Genomic DNA, 24,793 nt, shown 5'->3' on the forward strand with positions numbered 1-24,793 from the left:
TTTCCAACAGTCTCATCAAAGTGGATTTAGCTGACTGATTTTTGAACCCAAGGTTTCAAAAATCCCCACATAACAGTACGGCGGTGCATATCCCTTTAGCAAGTCTTCGACTTGCCTTTAACGATTTTAGATCACAGTATTACTTACTATTCTGCATCTTCTGCTAGGAGTTTAGCTCGTGTTGCTTCATCCAAAAGTGGGTAACCTAGGCGTTTGCGTTCTGCGACAAAGGTTTTGGCTACGACACGGGCCAGGTTACGGATACGGGCGATATAGCCTGCGCGCTCAGTTACAGATACGGCACCACGCGCGTCAAGCAGGTTAAATGTGTGTGAACATTTGAGAACATAGTCATAGGCAGGGTGAACCAAGCCTTCCTCCAAAGCGCGTCCTGCTTCTTTTTCAAACTTATCAAAGTTTTCCAACAACATTTCTTGGTCCGAAATTTCAAACGAATATTTTGAGTGCTCGTACTCAGGCTGGATAAAGATTTCTCCGTATTTTACACCATCGGCCCACTCGATATCATAGACAGAATCCACTTCCTGAATATAAGAAGCCAAGCGTTCCAAACCATAGGTAACTTCCGCAGTCACAGGGCCAGTTGCCAATCCACCAACTTGTTGGAAGTAAGTGAACTGAGTGATTTCCATCCCATCAAGCCAAACTTCCCAACCGAGACCTGCAGATCCAGTCGATGGATTTTCCCAGTTATCCTCAACGAAACGAATATCGTGTTCCAAAGGATTGATACCCAATTTTTCCAAAGACTCAAGGTAAAGTTCCTGGATATTTGATGGAGATGGCTTCATAACCACTTGGAATTGGTGGTGTTGGTAAAGACGGTTAGGGTTTTCCCCGTAACGACCGTCAGCAGGACGACGTGATGGCTCTACATAAGCCGCATTCCATGGCTCAGGTCCGATAGCACGAAGGAAGGTGTAGGGACTCATGGTACCCGCACCTTTTTCATTATCATAAGCCTGCATAAGCATACAACCTTGGTCATTCCAAAATTGTTGCAAAGTCAAAATAATTTCTTGAAATGTTAATTTTTTGGACATGTTTTACTCCTTGTTATTAATTCTTGAGACTTTGGATACAAAAAGAACCGTGTCTTTGCTCCTAAGTCAAGTGACCTAGGGGCGTCTGAAACGCGGTTCCACCCTAATTTATTACTTCATTGTTTTTAAAAATACGACAGAAAGCGCCAGTTTCTTACCTTGTCCTACTTGGCTCCCACTATCCCAAGCTCGCTGAAGAACGCCATAAGACTTTCTTTCCTAACTAGTATTATAGCAGATTTTCTAGCTAGTGTAAACCAAAAAAGAGTCTGAAAACAAAGTTCCAGACTCATTTATCAGTAAAGCTTCAGAAACTCCTGTTTAAGGATGTCTTCTTGCTTTTGGTTTTTTGCCATGTAGATTTCTCTTGGCTTGTTTCAATGCTGTAATGGCATCTTTGACATCTTCTTGGCTCGCTCCTGGATCATTCAAGAGTTCCTGAGCTTCTTTAAAGGCTAGAAGATAAGCAGCTTTTTCTTTCTTATCTGCGTAGATAAATCTCGCATTCTTTTCTTGGAAAAGACGTTCATCCTTGACCAGTTTCTTTAGACTAGAGAAGTCTGTTGCCTTGCCATTCAGTTTACTTTTAGCTGTTGCTAGAGCAATGAGAGATTGGTCAATTTGATCCTGTTTGACTTTAGGGTCCACAGCGAGTAAAGCAATTTCTTGGAAGGCACGATCATAAGCTCGACGTACTTTTTCCTTGGCATTGGCATATCGTCCAGTTTTCGTCGTTGCATAGTAAGCTTTCATGGCTTCTTTTAAGGCTGCGACGTTCGAATCTTTTCCATCCAAAGCCTTACCAGCAGCTTCAAGACTAGCGAGAACTCCATCAATCAATTCTTGCTTCAATTTGCTTGACAAGGCTGACTGCGCCACTTGGAAAGCTTGATCATAAGCTCTTTTCTTATCCGCACTACTATTAAAGTAACGAGATGTTTCTACTAGTTCTTTTTGTTGATTTACCACAGCAAGCAAGGCCAACTTAGACACCACAGATAGACGCAAAGCATTATTTCGACCTGGCTGAACGAGTAATGAAACGAGATCTTCAAGGAGTTCATATCCAGTTGGCAAGGTGACTTGTACAGTATAACGGCCTGTAGCAACTTTCTTACCAAAGGCGTAGTGACCGTATTTTTCAGCAGGAAGAGTGATACTTGTCCCATCTTCTCCTTTCAGAACTACTGTAGTCGTCTTTGGAACGGCTTGATTGAAGGAAACAGATACCGGAGCATACTCTAGGAGATTTGCTAGGAAGGTAATGGTTTGGAAACTATTTTCTTCCGTCAGGTCAAACTCTTGGGACAAGGCACTGATAAATTTCAATTCTGTTCGGTCATAACTGAAAATTTCTGCCGTATAATGACCAAACTGTAAGAAATGAATCGCTTTTGACTTGTCGACATCGACATATTGTCCCTTGCTATTTTTGATTCGATAGACGTATAGGGTATCAATATCTTGGTTTGTTTTCGCATCCTTCAAGGCGATTTTCACTCGACCACTATTTTGATCGCGCACAAGTTCAGCAAGCGAGATATAGTCTACATTCCCTGCATAGTCCTCTACAAGATAGTAAATATTAGCCTTGTCAACATCCTTAGGAAGTGTATAACTACCATCAGCATTGGCCTTAATCAGATGGGTATTTTCAAACGCACGCGTTCCAGACTGGTCCTTTCCAGTTAGAACCATGGTCCCTTTTTGGTCAAATGGTGTGAGGTAGAAGACTTTTTCTGAAAGGATACCACCTTGACCAACGTCTTTTGGTTTGCGAGCTACGAATTCTTGGCTTCCATCTTTAAAACGAATATAACCACTTGTGATGACAGGTTTTTGAGTATCAATTTGAATTTTAAAGGTCGTGTATTGTTCTTTTGCTCCTGGAACGTCTGGTGTATAACTGATAACATAGTCATATAAACCATCCGCAACGGTATTACCATTAAAATCCTGACCTCTCCAAGCTGTATTATCTAGAATATAACTCTTCAGATTTCTACTGTCACCATCAAAATAATTCTTACGAAGATCCTTTGCATCGCCCTCCCAAATAGGATGTTCATGCTTGGTATCCGTAGCCGCATAAACTGTAGCCCGAAGATTTACAAGATTTCTCAAAGCAACCGTTTTGTATTCAACTAGGTCTTTGTTTCCATCATCGTTTGGAGAAATAGCAATACGGACATTCCCTTTTTCGTCCAACTGAAGAACATGCTTCCCTTCAGCATTTTGTTCGATTCCAAGAACGGTAATTCGTCGTCCTTGGCGTTGACCTTGAGAAACTAGAAGGTCATTTTGCAAAGTTGCGAGATAGGTGGCATCATTAGAGTAGTTAACGGCAGGATTTCCCTTGTCTACTTCTGTGTAAAATCCATTTTTTCCTTCTCGAACAAGGTTGTAAATTGGTTTTTCGACAGCAGGAAGATTTTGGAATTCACCTCGGAAGCCCATAAATGCAAGACTCACAATATCCCCATCATCTGCTGGATCTACAAAGCGAACGAACCCTTCAAGGAAATAGCCATTTGGCATTTGTTTGCTGAGTTGATCAGCAAATTTTCTGGCATCTACTTTAACGGTAACTGTTTGACTGCTGTGGGCTTTGACCGTCACTTCAGGCCAGACTGTCTCCGTTAGTTTTCGAGGTCGAAGGGTGAATTTCCCATCTTGGACATCATCTGTATTGGTATTCACTACCATCTTGAGAGTACGGTCAGTATCTGAAATATTGTGTACAGTGACCTTGAAAGTAAATTGATCTCCAACATTTCCTAATGTCACGCTTGGATAACCATTTTCACCCGTTACATAGAGGTCTGTTGACACTGCAGCAGCTGTATCCACAATACCAGAACCTTGCTGACGAGGAGAGGTATAAGTGCCTGTTTCCTTATTAACATGTGGTTTTGCAGTTGACATGATCAAGGCCTTGACAGTCTCTGATACTTGCTCAGGAGTCAATTCTGGATGGTGTTTTTGAAGGTATTCCTTAACCAGAACGGCAACACCCGTAACGTGAGGAGCCGCCATACTGGTTCCGCTGATACTACCATAGGTATTGTCGTTAAAGGATGAGTAGATATTGCCACCAGGAGCTGTCACGTCTGGTTTCAATTGTCCATCGGTAGTCACTCCCCAACTTGAAAAGTCAGATAACTGATTGGCTACATTAGAAGGGCGATTATCCATCTTGTCATTAAAAACAATCTTGTAGTTTCCTGATTTTAAGGCTTCACCATACTGTTTAGAAATAAATACAGAAGGAATTTTCTTTGCTTCATCATCAATAGCCATATTGATGTTTGCTCCTTCTACATTATTGTAGATCAAAGCACCAACTGCACCGTGTTTTCGTGCATTTTTGATCTTCTCTGAAAAGTTCATGGTTCCACGCTGAATGAGGGCAAGTTTCCCAGTTAAATCCAACTTCGCAAAGTCTTCTTCACGACCTAACCCTGCTTCAACGTATTCATACTCTTTTCCTTTTTCAAAGTCCTTATCTGCTTCAGGTTGATTATAATCAAATTTTCCGTTATGAAGACCGGCATTTCCCTCTAGACCTTTAACTTCAAAAACGGCTGTTGTCAATGTTTTATTGTTGACAGAAGCAACTGAAATCGAATCCTCAACAGTGGATGGATTTCCAACCAAGCCATAGTCTGGGTTTTCAGCTAGCGGTTTTGAATAACCATTTCCGAATGTATTGCTATTTCCTGCTGAGATAAGAACAGAAACTCCCTTGGCACGAGCCCGTTTAATGGCATCAACGATATCAGAACCAGCATCCACCATAGAACCTGTACTAGAACCCAAACTCATATTAATGGCATCTGCTCCTAAGGCAACTGCATCATCAATCGCCTTTACATAAAGGGCAGAACTGGTCGTTTTTTGGCGATCTGAAAAGACACGCATAAACATGACTTGGGCTTCTGGCGCCACACCATAAACTTTTTCGCCATTCGGTGCTTCTTTATCAGGATTTCCAGCTGCAATCCCTGTTACGTGCATCCCATGAGAAGTTCTTTCTGCTTCTTTGATTTTATCTGTTCCGTCAAAGTAGTCATAGGCATAGACAACCTTATCGCTATACCATTTACCGTAATCGATTCCAGCAGCCTTTTTAGCTGCTTCAATGGCTTCCTTGTTTTTAAATTTTGCTTTTGACGGGTCCGAAATTCGAAGAACCTCATGATTCAAATCAAGCCCAGAGTCAATAATGGCAACAACGGTCCCCGTCCCCTTGTAACCAGCCTTCCAAGTTTTCGGTACTGTGATGATATCATTGCTTGAAAGACTATTGGGTTTTGCAGACTCAGCTTTTTCTTGTTCTTTTTCAGTAGTTGCTGTTTCTCCAGTAGTTTTAGGAGCTGTCGTTGCTGGAGCCTCTTTTTTCTCTATGGTAGAGGACTTCTCAGTAGCAGGCGCTGGACTGGTAGCGACTGTTGTTTCTTTTTGGACGACACCTTGATTTTCTTCTTTTGCAACTGCGCTATCTTTTCCTGATTCTTGGGATTCAGCAGTTTTATCAACCAGAGCTTCTACCTTAGCATCTTGTTTACTAGCATCCTCTTTAGAAGTTTCAACTTCTTGTCTCTCTCCAACTACTGGAGCTATCCCATTAGTGGTAGTTAAGTCAGTCGTAGAGTTTGAGTGTTTATCGTCTTTTAGTTCTGTCTTGATTGCCTGAGTTTGGGCTTGATTTTCACCTGTACTTTGCTCGTTGGCACTGACTTGACTTGCTCCAAAAACCAAAGCAGTTCCTAGTAAAACTGAAGCAAGACCAAATTTGTATTTCCGCAATGAAAAACGTTGTCGTCTATTCATAAATAATCTCCTTTTTCTTTAAAGTATACCTATTATAACGCAAATAATCATAAATTTTCATAAAAATCTGAATTGTCACAAAAATGTAATATTTACGTATATATTTTACTTATTTAATTTTATCATTCGTGTTATTTGTTCTATCAAACCAATATTTTCTAAATTCGTTCCTATATTTCAATCCATAAAATTATTTTATTATACAAACAATTTAGATTTTTTATACACAAAAAGACTAGGATTTAAAATTCCTAGTCTTTGTTATTTCGGTATAAATAGATTTTACAAACTAAAAATCCATCTCATCCACACGAGGTGCGCCCGAAGTCACTGAAATTGTCTTTAAGATTTCTCGCTCGTCTTTGCTGAGTTCAATTCCAAAACAGTCAAGATTGCTCTGGATGCGAGAGGCTGTCACTGACTTAGGTAGAGGTAAAAAGCCTTCTGCCAAACTCCAAGCCAAGGCAATTTGAGCCACTGATTTCCCATGCTTAGCAGCAATTTCTTGGACTTCTTTCTGTTCAAACAACTCTCCTTGGCCAAAAGGTCCCCAAGCCTCTAAGAGAATTCCTTTCTCTTTACAGTAGTCAACCACTTCCTCTTGATAAACTCCTGGTGCCAAGCGTACCTGATTGACCGTAGGGATGATTCTTGCTTTCTCAAGTAAGGCATCCAAATGATGAGGAAGGAAATTACTAACGCCGATAGCACGGATTTTGCCTTCTTGGTAAAGATCCTCCATAGCTCTCCAGACTTCAGCATTGCGAGTTTTCCATTCGCCATTTTCTCTTAGTGGTTTTGGATTTGGCCAATGGATAAGGTACAAATCTAGATAGTCCAATCCCAGTTTTTCCATTGATTCTTCAAATGCTTGGCGTGCTTCATCATAGCTGTGATTGGTATTCCAGAGTTTGGTCGTTACAAAAATTTCTTGTCTTGGTAGACCGCTATCTCGAATAGCACGGCCAACGCTCTCCTCATTTTTATAGATAGCTGCAGTATCGATATGACGATAACCAGCCTTTAAGGCTTCTAAAACGGCTTGGTAGGCTACTTCTCCATTTTCAGCTTTCCATGTTCCAAATCCTAGTACAGGAATTGAAACTCCATTATTAAGTGTGTAAGATTTCATCGTTTTTCCTTTCTATGTGAAGAAAATCTAAAGAAACAAAACCCGATTAACAGAGGCATGTCTCTTTAGATTTTGAAGATTATTGATCACGATCGTAATAGATCTCGTGAGCTTTTAAGCGAGAATTGAGCAATTCAGGAACGGTCACAAATGTATACCCTTCACCCTTTAAATACTCAATAACACTTGGTAGAGAATTAACAGAAGGACCATGGATATCATGCATGAGGATGATGGAACCATTGCGAACCTGACGTTGAATCTCTGTCAAAATGGCTGTCTCGTTTTTACTCTTCCAGTCCAAACTATCCACGTCCCACATGATGAAGCTTAAATCAAGGCCGTTTCGAATATCATCAGTGATGGCACCATAAGGTGGGCGCATGAGTTTAGAACTCGAACCTAGAACTTGGGTTAACAAATCTTCTGTATCAGTGATTTGCTTTTTAGCATCTTCGAGCGAAAGTTGTGAAAGAACGGGATGACTCCAGCTGTGGTTTCCTACAACATGACCTTCTGATTTCATTCGTTTTAGAAGATTTTCATTACCTGCAATATTTTTACCAAGTACAAAGAAGGTTGCTTTTACACCATATTTAGCTAAAGTATCCAAAGCCTGCGTGGTTGTAGTTGGATTTGGACCATCGTCAAAAGTCAAGGCTACAACTTTTTTATTTTTCTTAGCAAAGTATGCTTGGTAAAGTTCAGCATCTTTTTCTAATAGATAAGAGGACTCAATGACATCAAAGAAACTGGATATTGGTAAGGCAATTTCCTCAACAGTCTCTCTAGGATTAGCAGGATAAAGGATGATTTGACTATCCTTATAATCAAAACTCCAAGATGTCAATTCTTGGTCTGTGAAGCTCTTTATAACTTGATCAATTTTTGCCTGGTCAAGTTTCTTATCTTCTAGAGTTGATTTGATTTGACTCAGTAAGAGTTCCTTAGCCTTACTTGCATCTTTGAAGAGTTTACTGAGGTCAAAAGCTTTCCCATCTTCGGTCAAGAAAATTTTCCCTAAAGAAGTCTTTTCTTTTTCTTCAACCTTTGATGCAGACAAATCGTAGACTTGCTTGCTGATATTACGAGCAACAACTCCCTTTAAGACGGGATCCAATTGCTCACTATAATAAAAGACCAAGTCCTCTTTATCTTCCAGCTTTTCTTTAATATCCTGGTTGATTTTTTCTCTAACAGACGCAATGACTTCCTCTCCTTGCAGAGGGTAGTAGGCAATCACCTCAGCTTGACCTTTTCGGAAATGGTCCTTCTGACTACCTGAGTTGAATTGCTGGTCCTTTTCGCTTTTTAGCGCTTCAATTTTTTGTTCGTAAGATTGCTTTTGTAGTAGCTTATAACCAATAGCACTTCCTAATAGAATCGTAGCAATTCCTAAGATTCCAACAAGGGAAAGCAATAGCCTTCTCGTTTTATCGTGAGAAACACGTTTCGCTCTATTTTTTTTCATATTTCCATCATATCAAATCGAGGCTATTATTTCAATGATAAACAAGAATTCTGATTTCTTTTTAGAAAAATAAAAAAGCTTAGAAATATCTAAGCTTCTCGTTTAGAAACGAATCGTTTCACGTGTTTTCTCATATGAAGTTACAAAACGGTTTGTGACTCCTGGTTCAGCAACTTCCAAGGCTTGTGAAATTTTTTCAAATGACGCCTGGTAGTCAAACTCTTTTTCAAAAATTTCAAGCGCTTCGTTGAAGGCCTCTTGGATACGCTCATCGAATGAACGGTAACGGTTTGAGTATTGCAAGAGTTGCTCCGTCAAGGTTGCATATTGAACGATGTCATAGGTTTCTGTTTCAAGTGCTTCCATATCATTTGTTGCGACTTCAAGAATTCGTTTAACCGATTCAATATTCACTTGTGGTTGTTCTAACTCTGCCATCAAATCTTCTGTGTTATGACTTGCAGTAAAGAAAAGTTTCAAGAAACTTTGAGGAATACCTGGCAAGTTTCTCTTCTCCATGTAACGTTTGATAGTATGCAAACGGTTCACATAGACATTTGCTTTTTGGCGAGCATTGAGGTCGTCTTTTTCAATTTGCGCAAGTCGTTCGCTAACAGAGATTTGCTCATCCTCTATATCCTTGAGGTTGCTTTGAAGCATTTCCAACTGTTCTTCAAGAGCAGAGTAGGCTTGTGTTGACTCACCTTGATCCTCTGTCACTTCCATGATTGCCGTATCAAGTGCAGCCAATTCTGCTTGAAGACGACGAACATGATTTCCATCACTTTCAGGAAGAAGGTAGGTTTTAGTCAAGCGTTCAAGATCTTGAACAAGCACCTGATTATTTTCTTTCAAGTGGTTGAGATAAGTTGGTAATGTAGCAAGAAGACTTTCAACTACTTTTTGAGCTGCAATTTCACGAGTGAAAATATCATAAAGCGCATTGATTTCTTCTTGGATGCGATTATTTTCATACTCTGCATTGTCCAATTCCAACTGACGAATATTTTCTTGATTATTTTTCAGAGATTCATGCAAAAGTTGGAAACGAGACTCAATATCTGTTTCTGTAAAGTGGTAGTTGGCATCCAACAGCTTGCGATAGCCTTCTTCCAAATCTGCCAATTGTTCTGGCAGTTCTTTTGTCAAGGTTTCAACAAGAGCTGGAATTCGCTCAACGATATGTGTCAAAGCAAGAATATGATTTTCAGTTGAATCAAGAATTGCTGCGGCTTCAACCGGGTCACCTGATGAATTTAGGGTAACAAATTGAGAGAATTCAGATTGGATGTTTTCCAATTGTTTCTCAATCTCAGGAAGGGCTTTCCCATATTTTTCTGAGTTTTCTGCAACAGTGTGCTGGAGTGTTTCAAACAAGTCCAAAGCATGAAGAACACGGCCACTATTCTTAGATTCTTGTTTTTCGAGTTCAGAAAGGGCATTGCGAATAGCTGCAATATCTTCTTCAATCAAGCCGATTTGGCTTTCAATTTGATCAATCTTGTGAGCTGCTTTAAAGAAACGGAAAGAATTATTGTAGCTTTCAGCTTCAAAGAGGTGATTTTCAATATCAGCAAATGAGTTCAGAGATAAATCAACCCATTTTTGATTCCATTCACGGAAGGTCACCTGACTTTGACCAATCAAGTGCATGTTTTTAACGGCTTCAACCTCATCATTTACAGGAAGGTTGTAGAGTTCTTCTTTTCTTTCTTCAAGGGCCGTTAATCTGCTTACATTACGCTTACGTAAAAAGATAGCTGTTACATAAGCTAAGATCAGAATGACTGCAATCGCAACCATTAGATAAATTAGTTGTCCATTAGACATATCAAACTCCTTTTATACTAGAAACAATCGTAATGATTATATCATATTTTTTAAACCAAGGGAACTATTTCCCACATTTTTTAGACGTCAAGTGTACTGTAAACAGCGTTTTCTTCGATGAATTCGCGACGAGGTTCTACTCGGTCCCCCATCAACATATCAAAGATCTTATCTGCTTCGGCAGCATCATCTACCGAAACACGCGCCATCAAGCGATGTTCTGGATCCATGGTTGTTTCCCACAATTGGTGGTCATCCATTTCTCCCAAACCTTTATAACGTTGGATGGTTGGTTTTGAACGCCCTTCACTATGACGTGCTAAGGCTTCTTGGAGTTTAATTTCTTGATCTGCACCAGGTTGAATGTATTCTTTGATCTCACTTCCAACTTTAACCCCATAAATCGGTGGTTGGGCAATGTAGACATAACCAGCCTCTAAGATTGGTTTCATGTAGCGGTAAATCAAGGTTAGCAGGAGTGTTCGAATGTGGGCTCCATCAACATCGGCATCGGTCATCAAAACGAGTTTTTGGTAACGAGCCTTAGTAACATCAAATTCTGCACCAAATCCTGTTCCCATGGCTGTGAAAAGGCTCCGAATTTCTTCGTTGGCAAGGATTTTATCCATACTAGCCTTTTCAACGTTCAAGATCTTACCACGAATTGGAAGGATAGCCTGGAACTCACGGTTACGACCAGATTTGGCTGATCCACCAGCTGAGTCTCCTTCGACGATGAAGAGTTCGGTTTCAGCAGGGTTGTTAGAAGAACAGTCTGCTAGTTTTCCTGGCAAATTGGAAATTTCCAAGCCAGATTTCTTGCGTGTGACTTCACGCGCACGCTTGGCAGCTACACGAGCCTTGGCAGCCAAGATTCCTTTTTCCACGATACGCTTGGCGATCTGTGGATTTTCCATAAGGAAATCAGAGAAGGCATCGCTGAAGAGGCGATTGGTGATCTTGACCACTTCACTATTCCCCAGTTTGGTCTTGGTTTGTCCTTCAAACTGCGGGTTTGGATGCTTAACTGAGATAACTGCAGTCAAGCCTTCACGGACATCTTCCCCTGTTAGGTTATCTTCATTGTCTTTTAGTAGCTTATTCTTACGAGCATAATCATTGATAACACGTGTCAGCGCTGTACGGAAACCTTGCTCATGCGTACCACCTTCATGGGTGTGAATGTTATTGGCGAAACTCATGACGTTTTCGTGGTAACCGGTTGTGTACTGCATGGCTACTTCAACTGTGATATCATCCATCTCACCGTCTGTGTAGATTGGTGTATCAAAGATAACATCCTTGTTCTCGTTGATATATTCAACGTAGCTAGCAATCCCACCCTCATAGTGGTATTGTTTAGTCTGTTCGAGACCTTCACGCTTATCTGTGATGGAGATTCGAAGACCTCGGTTCAAAAAGGCTAGTTCTTGAATACGTTTGTTTAATTTTTCAAAGTCAAAAGTTGTTGTTTCTGTAAAAATCTCTGGATCTGGTGTGAAGTGAACTGTTGTTCCCGTTTTATCCGTATCTCCAACCACCTCAAGATCAGCAACAACATGACCACGACGGTATTCTTGGTAATGAATCTTACCGTTTTTATGGACATGAACATCTAGTTGAGTTGAAAGAGCGTTTACTACTGATGAACCTACACCGTGCAATCCACCTGAAACCTTGTATCCGCCACCGCCGAATTTTCCTCCAGCGTGAAGAACTGTAAAGACGGTCTCAACAGCGGGACGTCCTGTTTTTTCCTGAATATCAACAGGAATTCCACGCCCATCATCCACAACGGTGATGGAATTATCAGGCTCTATAAAGACTTGGATGTGACTGGCAAATCCAGCTAGGGCTTCGTCAATTGAGTTATCAACGATTTCCCATACTAGATGGTGAAGACCTTCTTTTGAAGTCGATCCAATATACATACCTGGACGCATACGAACAGCTTCAAGTCCCTCCAAAACTTGAATTTGACTGGCATCATAATCCTGTGCCTGTTGATTTTTGATTTCTTCTGTCATTTTTTCCCTTTTCTTACATGTCTATTGCTTGTCTCAATGTCGCAACGTTATTAAAAAGATAGGCATCTAAGCCAGCAGCTTTACCTGCTTCTACATCAATATTTCTGTCACCAATGACCAAACCAGATGTAATATGATATTTATCACGTAAATAAATCATGGACTCAGGATCTGGTTTCCGTTTAAAGCCAGAACTGGCAGTCACCACCTCGGTGAAGTAGTTCGCTATCTGGGTCTTAGCAAGAAGTTCTAGCACTTGGTCATTTCGATGAGAAACTAAGAAATGGCGACCACCCTTGTCCGAAATGTCTTTGAGTAATTCTGGAATTCCCTCAAACAAAACTGGATGTTCTAGCTCACGCGCTTCATTTTCTTTGTAGTTCTCTAAAAAATCCTCGATATCTGGTGCAAACTTCTCGATGGCAAAAGCTGTCGAAACCTTCAAGGCTTCGTAGACACGGTCGTGTTCTTGCTCTATTCCATATTGGGCTAAGGTTTCTACAAAGGCTGCAGTAGAAGTCTCATAATTATCCAATAGGGTACCACCTAAATCCCATATATAGTCGTGATATTTCATACCCTTCATTATACCATTTTTTTATGAAAAAAGCGATGATTTCCTAGATTTTTCGGCTCTATAATTTCTATAGAGAGTAAAACACTATTGCATCGATGGAGCCTTTTTGTGAAGAATAGCTCCTCTATGAATAATCAAGCAAAATCTTTCCTATCTCAAATGTACAAATAAAAAAATAGAAACTACTAACAACCGCGTCATTTTTCGCAAACGAAACGATTTTGGATTTCCAAACTTTAAAAATAGAATCCTCATTGCTTTGAATGTCACAATAGAGTGCAGAAAAAGATTATTGCAATATGGAATCTCTTGTTAATTCATTTCAGTTTCCAATGATTCCTTCTTTCTTTTCAATTGTCATTTATTCTCCAAACAGGCAAAAAACGATAACGTCCTTTAAAGGAGTTATCGTTTTTGTATATCGTCAGATAAAGTTTGATTTTTATTGAGCTACATTCGATTAGTTTCTTCCGAAGTTTTGACCTCTACCATCGCGGTCAAAATACATCCAACTTCCATCTTCAAGTTGAATCCATTTGCTTCGAGCCATATCCCCTGAATTGGCATCGAAATATCGACTAACTCCATTCACATCAACAACTTTTCCTTTGACTTGCTTGCCGTCTTGCGTGAAATAGAGAGTCTGTTGACCAACCTGCTGCAAGCCTGTCACTGCTTTTCCGGCTTGATCAAAATAGTACCACTCATTTTGGGAACCTTCGACAAACTTGTTGGTTGCCATCTCTCCTGAGTTAGCATCAAAGTAACGGATACTCTTATCTGAAAGTGTCACGATTTTACCCTTGACTTGTTTACCATCTTGGTCGAAGTAAAGTGTTTGTTTGCCAATCTTTTGAAGGCCTGTCACTGCTTTACCAGTTTGGTCAAAGTAATACCATTCGTTCTTGGCACCTTCTGCAAACTTGCCGACTGCCATTTCTCCTGAGTTGGCATCAAAGTAACGGATGGATTTATCAGCCAAAGTTACTACTTTACCCTTGACTTGCTTACCATCTTGATCAAAGTAAAGTGTTTGTTTGCCAATCTTTTGAAGACCTGTCACTGCTTTACCAGTTTGGTCAAAGTAATACCATTCGCTCTTGGCACCTTCTGCAAACTTGCCGACTGCCATTTCTCCTGAATTGGCATCAAAGTAACGGATACTCTTATCTGAAAGTGTCACGATTTTACCCTTGACTTGCTTGCCATCTTGGTCAAAGTAAAGTGTTTGTTGACCAATCTTTTGAAGACCTGTCACAGCAACTCCATCTGCTCCGAAATAGTACCAATCACTTGGGTTATCACCCTGTGCAAAACGATTAATAACAGCATTTCCTGAATCCTTGTCAAAGTAACGAAGTTTGCCATCCTTAGCACTCACAATCTTGCCCTTAACCTGATAGCCGTTTTCATCAAAGAATTGCTGTCCATCTCCTATCTTGACAAGACCTCGAGCCATAACGCCCTTGGCATCAAAGTAACGCCAGTTTTCACCATCAGTAGTGTAGTAACGGTTGAGAACTTGGGCACCAGTTTGATCATAGTAGTACTGATTACCATTTTCATCTTCACGGATAGAATCACGAAGTTGAATACCATTCTTCAAGAAATAAACGTGCTTGCCATCAATTTCATGAGCACCTGTTACAAGATAGCCTCGTTTATCGAAGTAATACCAATTTCCATTTTCATCTTGGATAAAGGAATTTTTAGCTTGATAACCACTAGTTGAATAGAACTTAGTACCATTGGCATCACTAACAAATCCTGTGTAAGCATTCTTATTAACTAATTGCTTAGGCAATACTATCTCGCCATTTTTGTTAGTGAGGTAGTCGTTGCTAGCCCAGTCTTTAAGAGCATAGTAAGCACCACGACCTAAGATATTGGTACCATTGAAGTACTTAGCCGACCACTTGGTAATCTTCTCATCTGTTGTCATCTTTTGACCATTGGAAATCTGTACTCGTTCAAAGATTTCTGGATATTTAGCTTTAAGCTCATCCAAGAAGGCCCCACCGTACTTACCTTGGAAATCAGTCCCATTGGTCTTACTATTAGCTACATAGAGTTTTTCCTTGATTTCTGAGCCTTCGCGGTAGGTTCCGTAGTTGTTGACACGTGTTGCTGTTACCACTTCCTTACCTGGTAGGTTATAGATTTGGTCTGGTACCCAGTCCGCGATGGCTTGGATATTGACACTGTGAAGCGCACGAAGAGCATTGAGCAAATCTTTTAAAGATCCATATTTATTGTTCTTGCTCATCGCCATATCGTAGCGGTCTTCAAAGGCATAACCATTCTGAATGATAGAATCTAAGAAAGTACCGTCTTGGCTAGATACATACTGAGGTGGTAGCTCAAATGAAGTTACTCCCCATTCCTTGAAGAGGTTGACATTTTTAGCAATGACTTTATTAGTATATTGGTCATCGCGGGTTGCAAAGTCTTGGAAGTTAGAGAAGCCTTCGTAAATCAACTGAGAATCAAGAGCTGCGCTAGATTCATAAACTTGACCACTAGCGTTTTTCTTCTTGCTTGCTTTTGTACGAGCATCCTGATCTGCCTTAGCGCCAACTGGTACCCAAACAGCCAGATATCCAGAAACTTGGACATTGCTGTAGCCTGCGATATCATTCATATCAAAGGTTAAAATACCATTAGCATCTGTCTTCTTCCAGAGAGATTGCGGCACTTCTTCATCAGTTAGATAACGGGAAATACCATCTTTGGTCGTCAAAAGTACAGGGCGATAGTATTGATTCTTGTGGGCTGCTCCCATATTGACTTGCAGTTTATCCCATACATTTAACTTGAGGTTAGGGTTGTTTGAAGCAATCACAGCCATCCCTTGAGTACGAGTTTCTGCTGTTCCTTCATCTGTTGCTTCATTGGCACCAGTACCGTAGCGGACAGAAGTCAAAATACCATTGTAAGACCATTTATCAGCCTCACGAGGTACACCCATATATGTGACTTTCATGTCTTGTCCACCTGCTACATACTTAATACGAGCACGCAACAAGGCATCGATAGCGTCGTGGTAAGGAGATTTTTTCTCCATGTATTGACCATCATCGGTATAGAGGTCACCATAGTAGACCCGAGTGATAGAGTCTTTATTGGAGAGCATGAGAGCATGAGCAGTTGGGATGTTGAACTGCGTATACTTCTTGTCTGCCTTGCGCATATCTTCGTTGTAGATCTTGAAGGCTTGCTTGAGTTCATCCATAGTAAAGGTCAAACCATCCGTATTTGGATTGATATTTTCTCGGATGATGTCAGCAATAACGGTTTGTACTTCACTGTCATGAGCCCGCACAAAGATATAGTTAGCCATTCGTTCGCCATTTTTCTTTTCAGAAGAACGATCATTTAGACTATTTGTAATCGTAGGCTCTACTCCGCTACGGATAGATAGATTACGCATGAATGAATAAAGCAAGGACAAGCGTAGCTTGTTGTCAATTGCTAGTTGAGCACCTTTAGTATCTTTGTTGTAGTCAGGATCGTTATCAGACCAAGCTTCCAAGATAGACAAATGCTTGATGGCTTCTTCTTCACTTTCTCCCACCTTGTAGCGAGACTTGAAGTAGTCAGATGCGATTTGGAGCAAGTCTGCGTTGACATTGTCCACCGCATCGACACGAACTCCATCAAAATTAGCAGTCGGATCATTGGCTACAATGCTTCCAAAGTTCATCATAAAATGCAACCAGTTGAGTTGTTCGGCTTGAACAGCTGGATTAGAGTTGTCAAAGTCGTTAGCGAGCAAGAACTCATAACCACCGTTTGACTTGTCAATAAAGTACTTAGGTTTACCTGTTTGACTAGTAGGGGTACGGTTAAGCAAACGGAATTTAGAGTTAGCATGAGAGCTCTTCTCATTATTGGTATAAAGCAAAGCTCCACCCTGCAAGTGGTCCTTTTTAGTACCAGTTGTTTCAGACTCTGACTTGATATTCCAATTTGGCTGGGTTTTGACAAAGGCACCCATCAGCGTTCTCAACCATTTGGTATCGCCTTCTTTACCAATTTTTTCCTCAATTTTGCGCTGAACCTGCTGAGAAGCTCCTGTCAGGAGAGCTTGTTCAACTTTGTTTTCAAAAGCACCTGCTCCCAGACCTTGCTGGTTCATATAGTTGAGGTAATTAATCTGAGTACGTTTATCAGGCCACCAAGCCATCAAAAGAGGACGCAAGTCTGTTTCTGTCGAAGCCGTCCATGTTTTTCCATCTTTTAAGATGAACTTTGGACGATACCAGCTATCTGCTGTCAAATAACCGTCTACAGTTTCAATATCCTTGTCAGTCGTACCGTAGAAAGCATTCTTTTGGGAGAATTCATTATTGAGACTGCTGGTTCCTTGTTGGAACTGATATTCATTTGAATCAACTAAGGCACCAGTTTCTGCATCAAAATAAAGTATTCTACCATTAAGTTCAACTGCAAAGTTCTTTTTAACTGTACCATCGTCCTGAACATAGTAATTTTTACCATCAATGGTCTTAATATGAGATAGGACATCATCATCGTGATCAGCATTTACAGGTGCAGGTTGAGCCTGATCTGCCACCATTCTTTCAGCTACTGCTCCTTGTTTTTGAGCAGGTTCGAGCAAGCGATCTTTCTTTGCAACCTTTGGATTTGCAACAATCTTGTCTTCAACAGCCGTTTTTTCTCGTTTGTTGTCATCTTGCTCTTGGGCAGTTGTTGGCCTTGCTTGTTTATCCTGGTCTGCTACTTCTGTTTTAGGAGTTTCTGTGATTGCATTAGCAGCTTTAACTTCTTCAGCAACAGCAGCCTTTTCTGTAGATGCTTCTTTCGTATCTGCTGGTTTAGCAGGCTCTTGAGCATTGGTTTGAACTGTTGCTTCTGTATTTTCTGCTGGTTTAGCAGACTTATCACTAGCAGCAGCATCGCCTGTCACCTTGTCTGCAGGGGTTGCTTTTTCTGCTTCTTGCTCAGATGCTACGTTTGCTTGGGCTGGAGTTTGCTGACCCGGACCACTAGTCTGAGCTGTAGCAGGTTCTTGAACTACAACCTGCTTTACATCATCCGCATGGACAACGCCTGGTTCTAGACCAAGTACCTTTGGTGCTACAATAAGTGCCAAGGTAGTCAAAGCAATGGCTACCCAGTTTTTCTTAACTTTATGCATCTTATAATGAATCTTTTTCTCCATCATAAAGCCTCCTTCTGAATTTAGTATAAAGTTATGCCCTTATTCTAGTATATTTTTCAAAATGATCTTTTTTTGTTGCACATCTACAACTATGAAAGGCAAATTCTTTCAAACTGTTCTTTAAGCTTTTGGGCAACACCAAAGGAATCTAAAAATTCAAAAAAAGATAGGCATTGCTCGATATCACTGAGAGCATTAGTATTCCCGACCTTATAGGCATACAGAGCCCTATGATACTTAATCAGCGTTCGATCATATAGATCTGTTTCAGGGATTTTAGAGTGGTCGAGATAATTGAGAAACCTCATAGCAACTAGCAGATGGTTTCCTTCTATACAGACGCTAATGACATTAAGTAGCATCTTGATAATACGGCGGCGATTTTCAGGTAGGTTGTTATAAAACTGGGTACGATTGATCATCTCACTAGCGAAGGTTTCCAACGTTTCCAAGGTCATCAAATCAACACTGTTTGTAAAAAGCCAGAGTTCATAACGTCCCCACTCCTCAACAGAAAAGAGATGATCCGTCAGGAATTCTATATCCTTCTTGCTAATCTGAAAATCTGAGCAACAGGAAGACAGAAGAGCTCTGACAATGATCGTATTGAGTTTATAGTTTTTCTTCTCAGGAAACTGTTCGGTCAAAGCTTCTGAGCTTGACAAAATATTTTGGAGCTTGACAACATTGTTTTCCTGATATGCATCAGCTACTTTTTTTGAAAACAGCACATCATCTGAATCAATGTAATTATGGTAAACATACTGAAACTCCTCTAGGGAAACGGCCATATTTTTTAAACAGCAATAAAAAGAATCAAGTGTGATCCCATTAACTCCCCGTTCAAAACGGGATAGCTGAGCTACGGAAATATCACCAGCAGCTACCTCTTTCAGGGACATTTTTTTTGATTCTCTAATGACTTTGAATATTTTTCCAAATGCTTTCAACATATCACTCCCCCAGTTTCGTATATGCAAAAAATTCTTACTAATTTTAATATACTAGTAACATGTTTCAATTATATTACAGAGAAAGTACTTTATATTTCAAATTAATACAAGCAGATTAATTCGCATGATAAGACCGTTTAATATAGCATTTATTGAATATTATATCTTTTCATGAATCTATTGATTTCAGTAGAAATCTGAACTATTCTATCTAACAACTTGAAAACACTAACATTTCTAGAGATAGATTCCTTCTTATGTTAAACGAATCTTGATTGATTTATAAAAGTTTGATATAAAATCGCAAGACAATCATATGAAACATTTTTTAGAAAGGGAGTCAATAAAAAAAACGAGAGCCGAACTCTCGTCTTACTGTTTGTTTCCAAAGACATCCCGATAGAGCATGCCGTCTCGTAAACTTTCGGCATCTCCTCCCAATTGCTCTACCAACTCATAGGCAAAGGCAAGGGCAGTTGACGGTCCTCGGCTGGTTGTTAGATTGCCATCCACAACCACTGTTTGCTTTTGATAAATTCCGTCAGTAATTTGCTCCTGAACTCCGTCATAACAAGTAAAGTGCTTGTCTTTCAAGATACCTGCTTGATGGAGGGCGATTGGGGCTGCACAGATGGCAGCAATTTTCTTTCCAGCTTGGTCAAAGGCTTTAATCTCAGAAATGAGGGCTGGATTATCCCGTAGGTGAGCTGATCCTGGCATGCCACCTGGAAGAACTACCAAGTCATAGTCAGACAAATCACCATCAAAGGTACGGTCGGCTTTTACCTGAATGCCATGCGACCCTGTCACCTGCTCTTCAAATCCTACCATATCACAAGAAATGTTTGCTCGACGCAAGACATCGACTACTGTCAAGGCTTCGATTTCTTCAAAACCCTGGGCTAAAACAACTGCTACTTTTGCCATAGTGGCCTCCTTATTTGATTTGTTTTAGGACGACTTTTTTTCGTTTGAATGGAACTTTTCCACTTTTCTCCTCCGCTAGGTTGGTCTGGTAACTCATAGATAAGAGGAGACCAACACCGATGAGGTTACTAATAATTGCGGAGCCCCCTTGAGAAATAAATGGTAGAGGAATCCCTGTCAAAGGAAGTAAGCCTGTCACGGCACCGATATTTTCAAAGATATGGAAGAGCAGCATCATGATAAAACCAGTCGAAATATAGGTGTAGAACTGGTTATTTGACCTGAGCGTAATCTTCAACATACGGTAGATGAGAAGCAAGTATAAAGCAACCACAAAGACTGAACCAATAAAGCCAAAGTCTTCTGCAATTACGGTGAAAATCATATCACTCTCACGTACTGGAATGAGGAGATTGGACACATTGAAACCTTGTCCAAACAAGCCACCACTTCCAATCGCAATTTGTCCCTGCGCCTGTTGATATGTTGTTGTTTGTGCAAAGTCAAAGGGATTGAGCCAAGCCAAGATGCGGTTGATCTGGTAAGTTGGCATCCCAATCTGATGCAAGAAGGCACGTCCATCCTTGCTTATAAAGATGGCCATGAAGCCTGCAACAGCAGTCACCCCTGTCGCAAAAACCGGAATGATAATCTTCCACGAAACACCTGAAAGGAGAACCATACCGGAAAAAATAGCTACAAAGACCAAGGCAGTCCCCAAGTCACTTTGTAGGGCTAAGAGGATCAAGACTGGTATGGTAAAGGCAATCATCCAACCAATCAATAGGAAATCCAAGGGAATAGTTCGTCGCCATTCCTTGTGTTTTTGAGTGAATCTTACAATGGCTCGAGCCAACATCAAGATATAGGAAATCTTCATGAATTCCGATGGCTGAAAGAGTGTCGTTCCACCAATCGATACCCAGTTCTTGGCACCTGTTGACGCTACAAGATTTGGATTGTAGAAAACAAGGGGGAGGACCATCAAAGCCAACCCTAGACCATAAAGATAGGGAGTCACCTTCCATAAAAACTCGGTATTAAAGAACATGACCACAAATCCAATGACAAGACCCAAGGCAATCCAAGCGATTTGCTGACCTAGAATTGGTAATACATTATTTGGATAGTCATGACTAACTGCTATATAAATGGCCACTACTCCAATCACCAGTAAACAAAACACTGGTAGGAGGAGGCTATAATCGACTCGAGAGTCGAAGGAACGTTTCATATTTTTTACCTTTTCTCTTTCTTGGATTTTTCTTTCATTCTATTACGACGGGATTGGAGAAAATCAGCTACTGCAGGCTCTAGCTGTTCTCTAGAAAGGACCTGAACAGTCCTTTCTTTTGACAAGGCTTGAGCGATTTGTTTGCCATAACGCTTGCTGACGACACGACTGTCTAAAATCACAGCAACCGAACCTTGGTCAGACCGTCTAACAGTACGACCAAGGGCCTGCTTTAACCGAATAATCGCCATCGGTAACTGATAATCATAAAAAGGATTTTTCCCTTCTTGACGCAGCTCTTGGTTTAGTTTTTTGGTTAACGGCTCTTGGGGATTTTGGAAAGGCAATCTCGGAATCACTTGAATCACGCAAGGATGGGTTGAAAAATCAACTCCTTCCCAGAAACTACCTGTTCCAAGCAAGATCTGGCGTTCACCTTTTTCAAAACGTTTTTTCAGTTGGCTTGGTTCCCCATTTTTATACTGAGCTAGATGCGGTTGGTCGAGCAGGTCCGAAACTGCCAGCAACATCTCTTTTGAGGTAAACAAAACCAATAAGGGTTCTTGAAAGGCTTGTAAGCTTCGAATGACAGAAGCCACTTCACTAGCATAGTCAAAAGGCGAAACTTCTGTCACAAGAGGAAAATCATTGACTAGAAAGACTTCTTGTTGCTCCTGTTTTGCTACATCAAGCCTAACAAGCGGAGCGTCTGGAAATCCCAATAAATCTGCTAAGGAAACCCGGTTGCTGATTTCAAGAGTGGCCGATACTCCTAGGAGCCTACAATCTTCTGGCAATAAATCTGCTAGTATAAAGCGGCCTTTTTTACTTGAACAAATCAAGACATCATTGCTCGATTTCTCGGCTATAGCAAGCCAAAATTCACGGTCCGAGGTGAAAAAGTTTGCAAGCTCTCGATACTCTGGGAGAGCTAACTCCGAAAAATGCTGGCGCAAGTGTTCGAGAGAATCCAACCACTTTCCATTCTTAAGACCTGATTGATACTGCTCCATCAAGTAACGACATTCAAAGCCGATACTCTCAAGCAAGCGTTTCTGAACCAAATCTTCATCTGTCTCCAAGGACTTATCAAGCTGGGTTACAAGTTCCTCCAGGCGATAAGCCTGCTGGGCTAAATTTTCGAGAGCTAGTAGCATTTTTTGAGCTTCATCCAAGATCAGCAAACGGTTGTCGACAAACTCTGGATTGTCTTCCAAACGAGTGATCAGATAGGCATGATTGGTCAAGAGAACACGACTGGTCTTGGCCTTTTCCTGCCCTCGTTTCCAAAAATCCTCTGTAGCAAATAGGCTTTTCTTTGAAAGCTTACCATCGTGGACTAGTTCAGGCAGAAAGTGCTGATAGCGATAAAGTTGCCCGATTTCGTCCAAGTCGCCAGTCTCTGTCTCTGTTAGCCAGATGAGCAGTTGCATTTTAAAGCGTGTGAAAAGGCGATTGGACTCCGGTCGATGGAGAACTCGGTGAAAGGCATCCAGTTTTAAATAATTTTGAGGACCCTTGAGACTATGAATCTCCAGATGGAAGACCTCTTTTAAGCGCTGACCTTCTTCTTGCATGATTTGATTTTGAAGAATTTTGGTCGGAACACTCACTAGAATCCCTGCTTGACTCTCCGAGTTCAAAGCTGGGAGGATATAGCCGTATGTCTTGCCGAGTCCCGTTTGAGCTTGGATAAAGGAAGTCTGGTGTTCTTCCAATAATTGCTCAACCTTCTCCGCAAATTCCAACTGTTGCGGACGCTCCTCCAGCCCCAATAAAGAAATGTTTTTAGCAAAGTCTTTGGATAACTTTCGTGGGACTAAGCCTTTGCTTTCCTTTCTCAGGAAAAGCCCATGGAGTTCTATCAAGTCCGGTAAAGACAAGAGAGATTGTTGCTGATAGACCTCTTCAATCACCAGATAACTTTCATAGAGAAGGTTGTCTGCAAGGTTTAACAAGCTTTCTAAAAGCCCTTTAGGTATCTCAAAAAGTTTTTGACGCATGTAAAGCAAGAGTTCAGCTGTTGCCTGAGCATCTGACAGGGCAGTATGGGCATGTTCCAGCTCAATGCCCAACTCTTGACAAAGGATACCTAGATTGTATTTTTCAAACTGAGGATATAAAACTTGGGCTAACTCAACAGTATCCACCCGCGGTGTGCGCAATTCATATCCTTCAAAAAAGAGGAATTCTGCAAGAAGGTTAGCATCAAACTGTACATTATGCGCAACAAAAATACCGTCCTTAACCAATTCAAAAATTTTTCCAGCCACCTGAGAAAACTCTGGTGCCGCAGCCAAACGCTGATCGGTCAGACCCGTTAATTCTTTGATATGAGAATCCAAGGGTTCGTGAGGATTGACATCAGTCGCATACTGATCAATGATTTCACCATTCTCAATCACCACAATGCCTACTTGAATAATTTTTGCCTTGCTTCCGGTGCTGGTCGCCTCTAAATCAACGACCACATACCGATTATTTCTCGCATTCATCATTAAAAATTATATCAAAAAAAGCATGATTTGACACCCCTCAACTTTGATAACAATCTCACTTTCCTTGTGAGTTTGAGTAAAAACCCAGACCTTAAAAGTGAGAATTTCACGCAAGTTCAGCAGTTGATTCCTGATTCTGAGGTATTTGAAAACCTTATCAACAAAGCTACATCAACATAAAAAGACAACTAAGGTATTAGCTGCCTTTTTGAGATATTTTTTTCATTGTTTTCGGAAGAGCCTTGCTAATTTCTGTTGGCAAGACAAGGTAGTTTTCTTGAGCAAGTTCTTGCGCGATAGCTGAATGAAGGTGGGTTGCTACCACTACCCTCTCATAGAGGCTGACTTGGTCAAACTGACCTGCAAAACCTGCAATGATTCCAGCAAGTGTATCTCCCATTCCACCAGTTGCTTGATAGGGGCCTCCAACCTGTAACTGATAATATTCAGGCTGACCGACTTGCCAGATACGAGTTGCCGGACCTTTCTCAACTAAAATCGTTCCTTGAGGAAAATCAGAAAGAGCCCTAGTAGTCGTCTCTGTATTTTGATGGTCAAGAACTATACCAGACAGTCTTTCCCATTCCTTTTGGTGGGGAGTTAGGATGAGCTGACTGGAAGGAAATGGTAACTGGCCTTTTGCTAAGATGCCCAAAGCACCGCCATCTGCAATCAAAATCTGGTCTTTTCTAAGGCTGTCACAGACCCGTTTTATGATTTCTTCTCCGAATGCATCCTCTCGCAAACCCGGACCTAACAAGACAACTTCTGCCTTTTCCAACTGTTCTTTTAACAATTGCTGGTCTTGAAGAGAAAATGCCATGGCCTCAGGTAAATGACTGTGCAGAGCCGAAATATTCTCCTTATCCGTGCCAACAGTCACCAACCCTGCCCCACTTTTGACTGCTGCCAAGGCAGCCATGATGATGGCTCCACCATAAGGATAGGTCCCACCAAGCAAGAGCAGACGGCCATAGTCTCCTTTATGACTGGTACGAGAACGTTCAATAATGACTTTTTCTAGTAAGGCTTGATCAATCATTTTCATCGTTTTTTCCTCAA

13 protein-coding genes are annotated in these 24,793 nt (G+C 40.9%); all 13 read right to left on the reverse strand.

Going from position 1 to position 24,793, the window contains the following annotated elements:
• Positions 1-146 precede the first annotated feature (146 nt).
• The gene (gene glyQ / locus M1G01_RS04180) at positions 147-1,064 is read right to left on the reverse strand and encodes a glycine--tRNA ligase subunit alpha (RefSeq protein ID WP_000038733.1); all 918 of its coding nucleotides are present in this window, start codon (positions 1,062-1,064) and stop codon (positions 147-149) included.
• 321 nt (positions 1,065-1,385) lie between these two features.
• Positions 1,386-5,897, reverse strand: coding sequence for a S8 family serine peptidase (locus M1G01_RS04185; protein WP_247931236.1), 4,512 nt, complete (start codon positions 5,895-5,897; stop codon positions 1,386-1,388).
• Positions 5,898-6,186: 289 nt separating this feature from the next.
• The gene (locus tag M1G01_RS04190; protein ID WP_247931237.1) at positions 6,187-7,029 is read right to left on the reverse strand and encodes an aldo/keto reductase; all 843 of its coding nucleotides are present in this window, start codon (positions 7,027-7,029) and stop codon (positions 6,187-6,189) included.
• A 79-nt stretch (positions 7,030-7,108) separates the two neighbouring features.
• Positions 7,109-8,500, reverse strand: a complete 1,392-nt coding sequence (gene pgdA / locus M1G01_RS04195) for a peptidoglycan-N-acetylglucosamine deacetylase PgdA (protein ID WP_025171118.1) — start codon at positions 8,498-8,500, stop codon at positions 7,109-7,111.
• A 102-nt stretch (positions 8,501-8,602) separates the two neighbouring features.
• The gene (gene ezrA / locus M1G01_RS04200) at positions 8,603-10,330 is read right to left on the reverse strand and encodes a septation ring formation regulator EzrA (RefSeq protein WP_200370189.1); all 1,728 of its coding nucleotides are present in this window, start codon (positions 10,328-10,330) and stop codon (positions 8,603-8,605) included.
• Positions 10,331-10,410: 80 nt separating this feature from the next.
• The gene (gene gyrB, locus M1G01_RS04205) at positions 10,411-12,357 is read right to left on the reverse strand and encodes a DNA topoisomerase (ATP-hydrolyzing) subunit B (RefSeq protein ID WP_000134075.1); all 1,947 of its coding nucleotides are present in this window, start codon (positions 12,355-12,357) and stop codon (positions 10,411-10,413) included.
• Positions 12,358-12,370: 13 nt separating this feature from the next.
• Positions 12,371-12,934 carry an HAD-IA family hydrolase gene (locus M1G01_RS04210; protein WP_008278047.1) on the reverse strand — a complete coding sequence of 188 codons (564 nt, stop codon included), beginning with the start codon at positions 12,932-12,934 and terminating at the stop codon, positions 12,371-12,373.
• Between the two features lie 460 nt (positions 12,935-13,394).
• On the reverse strand, positions 13,395-18,122 hold the full coding sequence (locus M1G01_RS04215) for a glycoside hydrolase family 70 protein (protein ID WP_247931238.1): 4,728 nt from the start codon (positions 18,120-18,122) through the stop codon (positions 13,395-13,397).
• Between the two features lie 86 nt (positions 18,123-18,208).
• Entirely contained in the window at positions 18,209-19,072 is an 864-nt protein-coding gene (locus tag M1G01_RS04220) for a helix-turn-helix domain-containing protein (RefSeq protein WP_000909920.1), read from the reverse strand.
• Positions 19,073-19,444: 372 nt separating this feature from the next.
• Complete coding sequence (locus M1G01_RS04225; RefSeq protein ID WP_247931239.1) at positions 19,445-19,999, reverse strand: DJ-1 family glyoxalase III; 555 nt, start codon at positions 19,997-19,999, stop codon at positions 19,445-19,447.
• Between the two features lie 10 nt (positions 20,000-20,009).
• Positions 20,010-21,233 (reverse strand): FtsW/RodA/SpoVE family cell cycle protein, encoded by a 1,224-nt coding sequence (locus M1G01_RS04230; protein WP_045617427.1) that lies wholly within the window; start codon positions 21,231-21,233, stop codon positions 20,010-20,012.
• Positions 21,234-21,238: 5 nt separating this feature from the next.
• Complete coding sequence (locus M1G01_RS04235) at positions 21,239-23,728, reverse strand: bifunctional DnaQ family exonuclease/ATP-dependent helicase (protein ID WP_425608333.1); 2,490 nt, start codon at positions 23,726-23,728, stop codon at positions 21,239-21,241.
• A 199-nt stretch (positions 23,729-23,927) separates the two neighbouring features.
• Positions 23,928-24,779, reverse strand: coding sequence for an NAD(P)H-hydrate dehydratase (locus M1G01_RS04240; RefSeq protein WP_247931241.1), 852 nt, complete (start codon positions 24,777-24,779; stop codon positions 23,928-23,930).
• Positions 24,780-24,793 lie beyond the last annotated feature (14 nt).

This window comes from Streptococcus oralis (assembly GCF_023110055.1).
Classification (GTDB): domain Bacteria; phylum Bacillota; class Bacilli; order Lactobacillales; family Streptococcaceae; genus Streptococcus; species Streptococcus oralis_BY.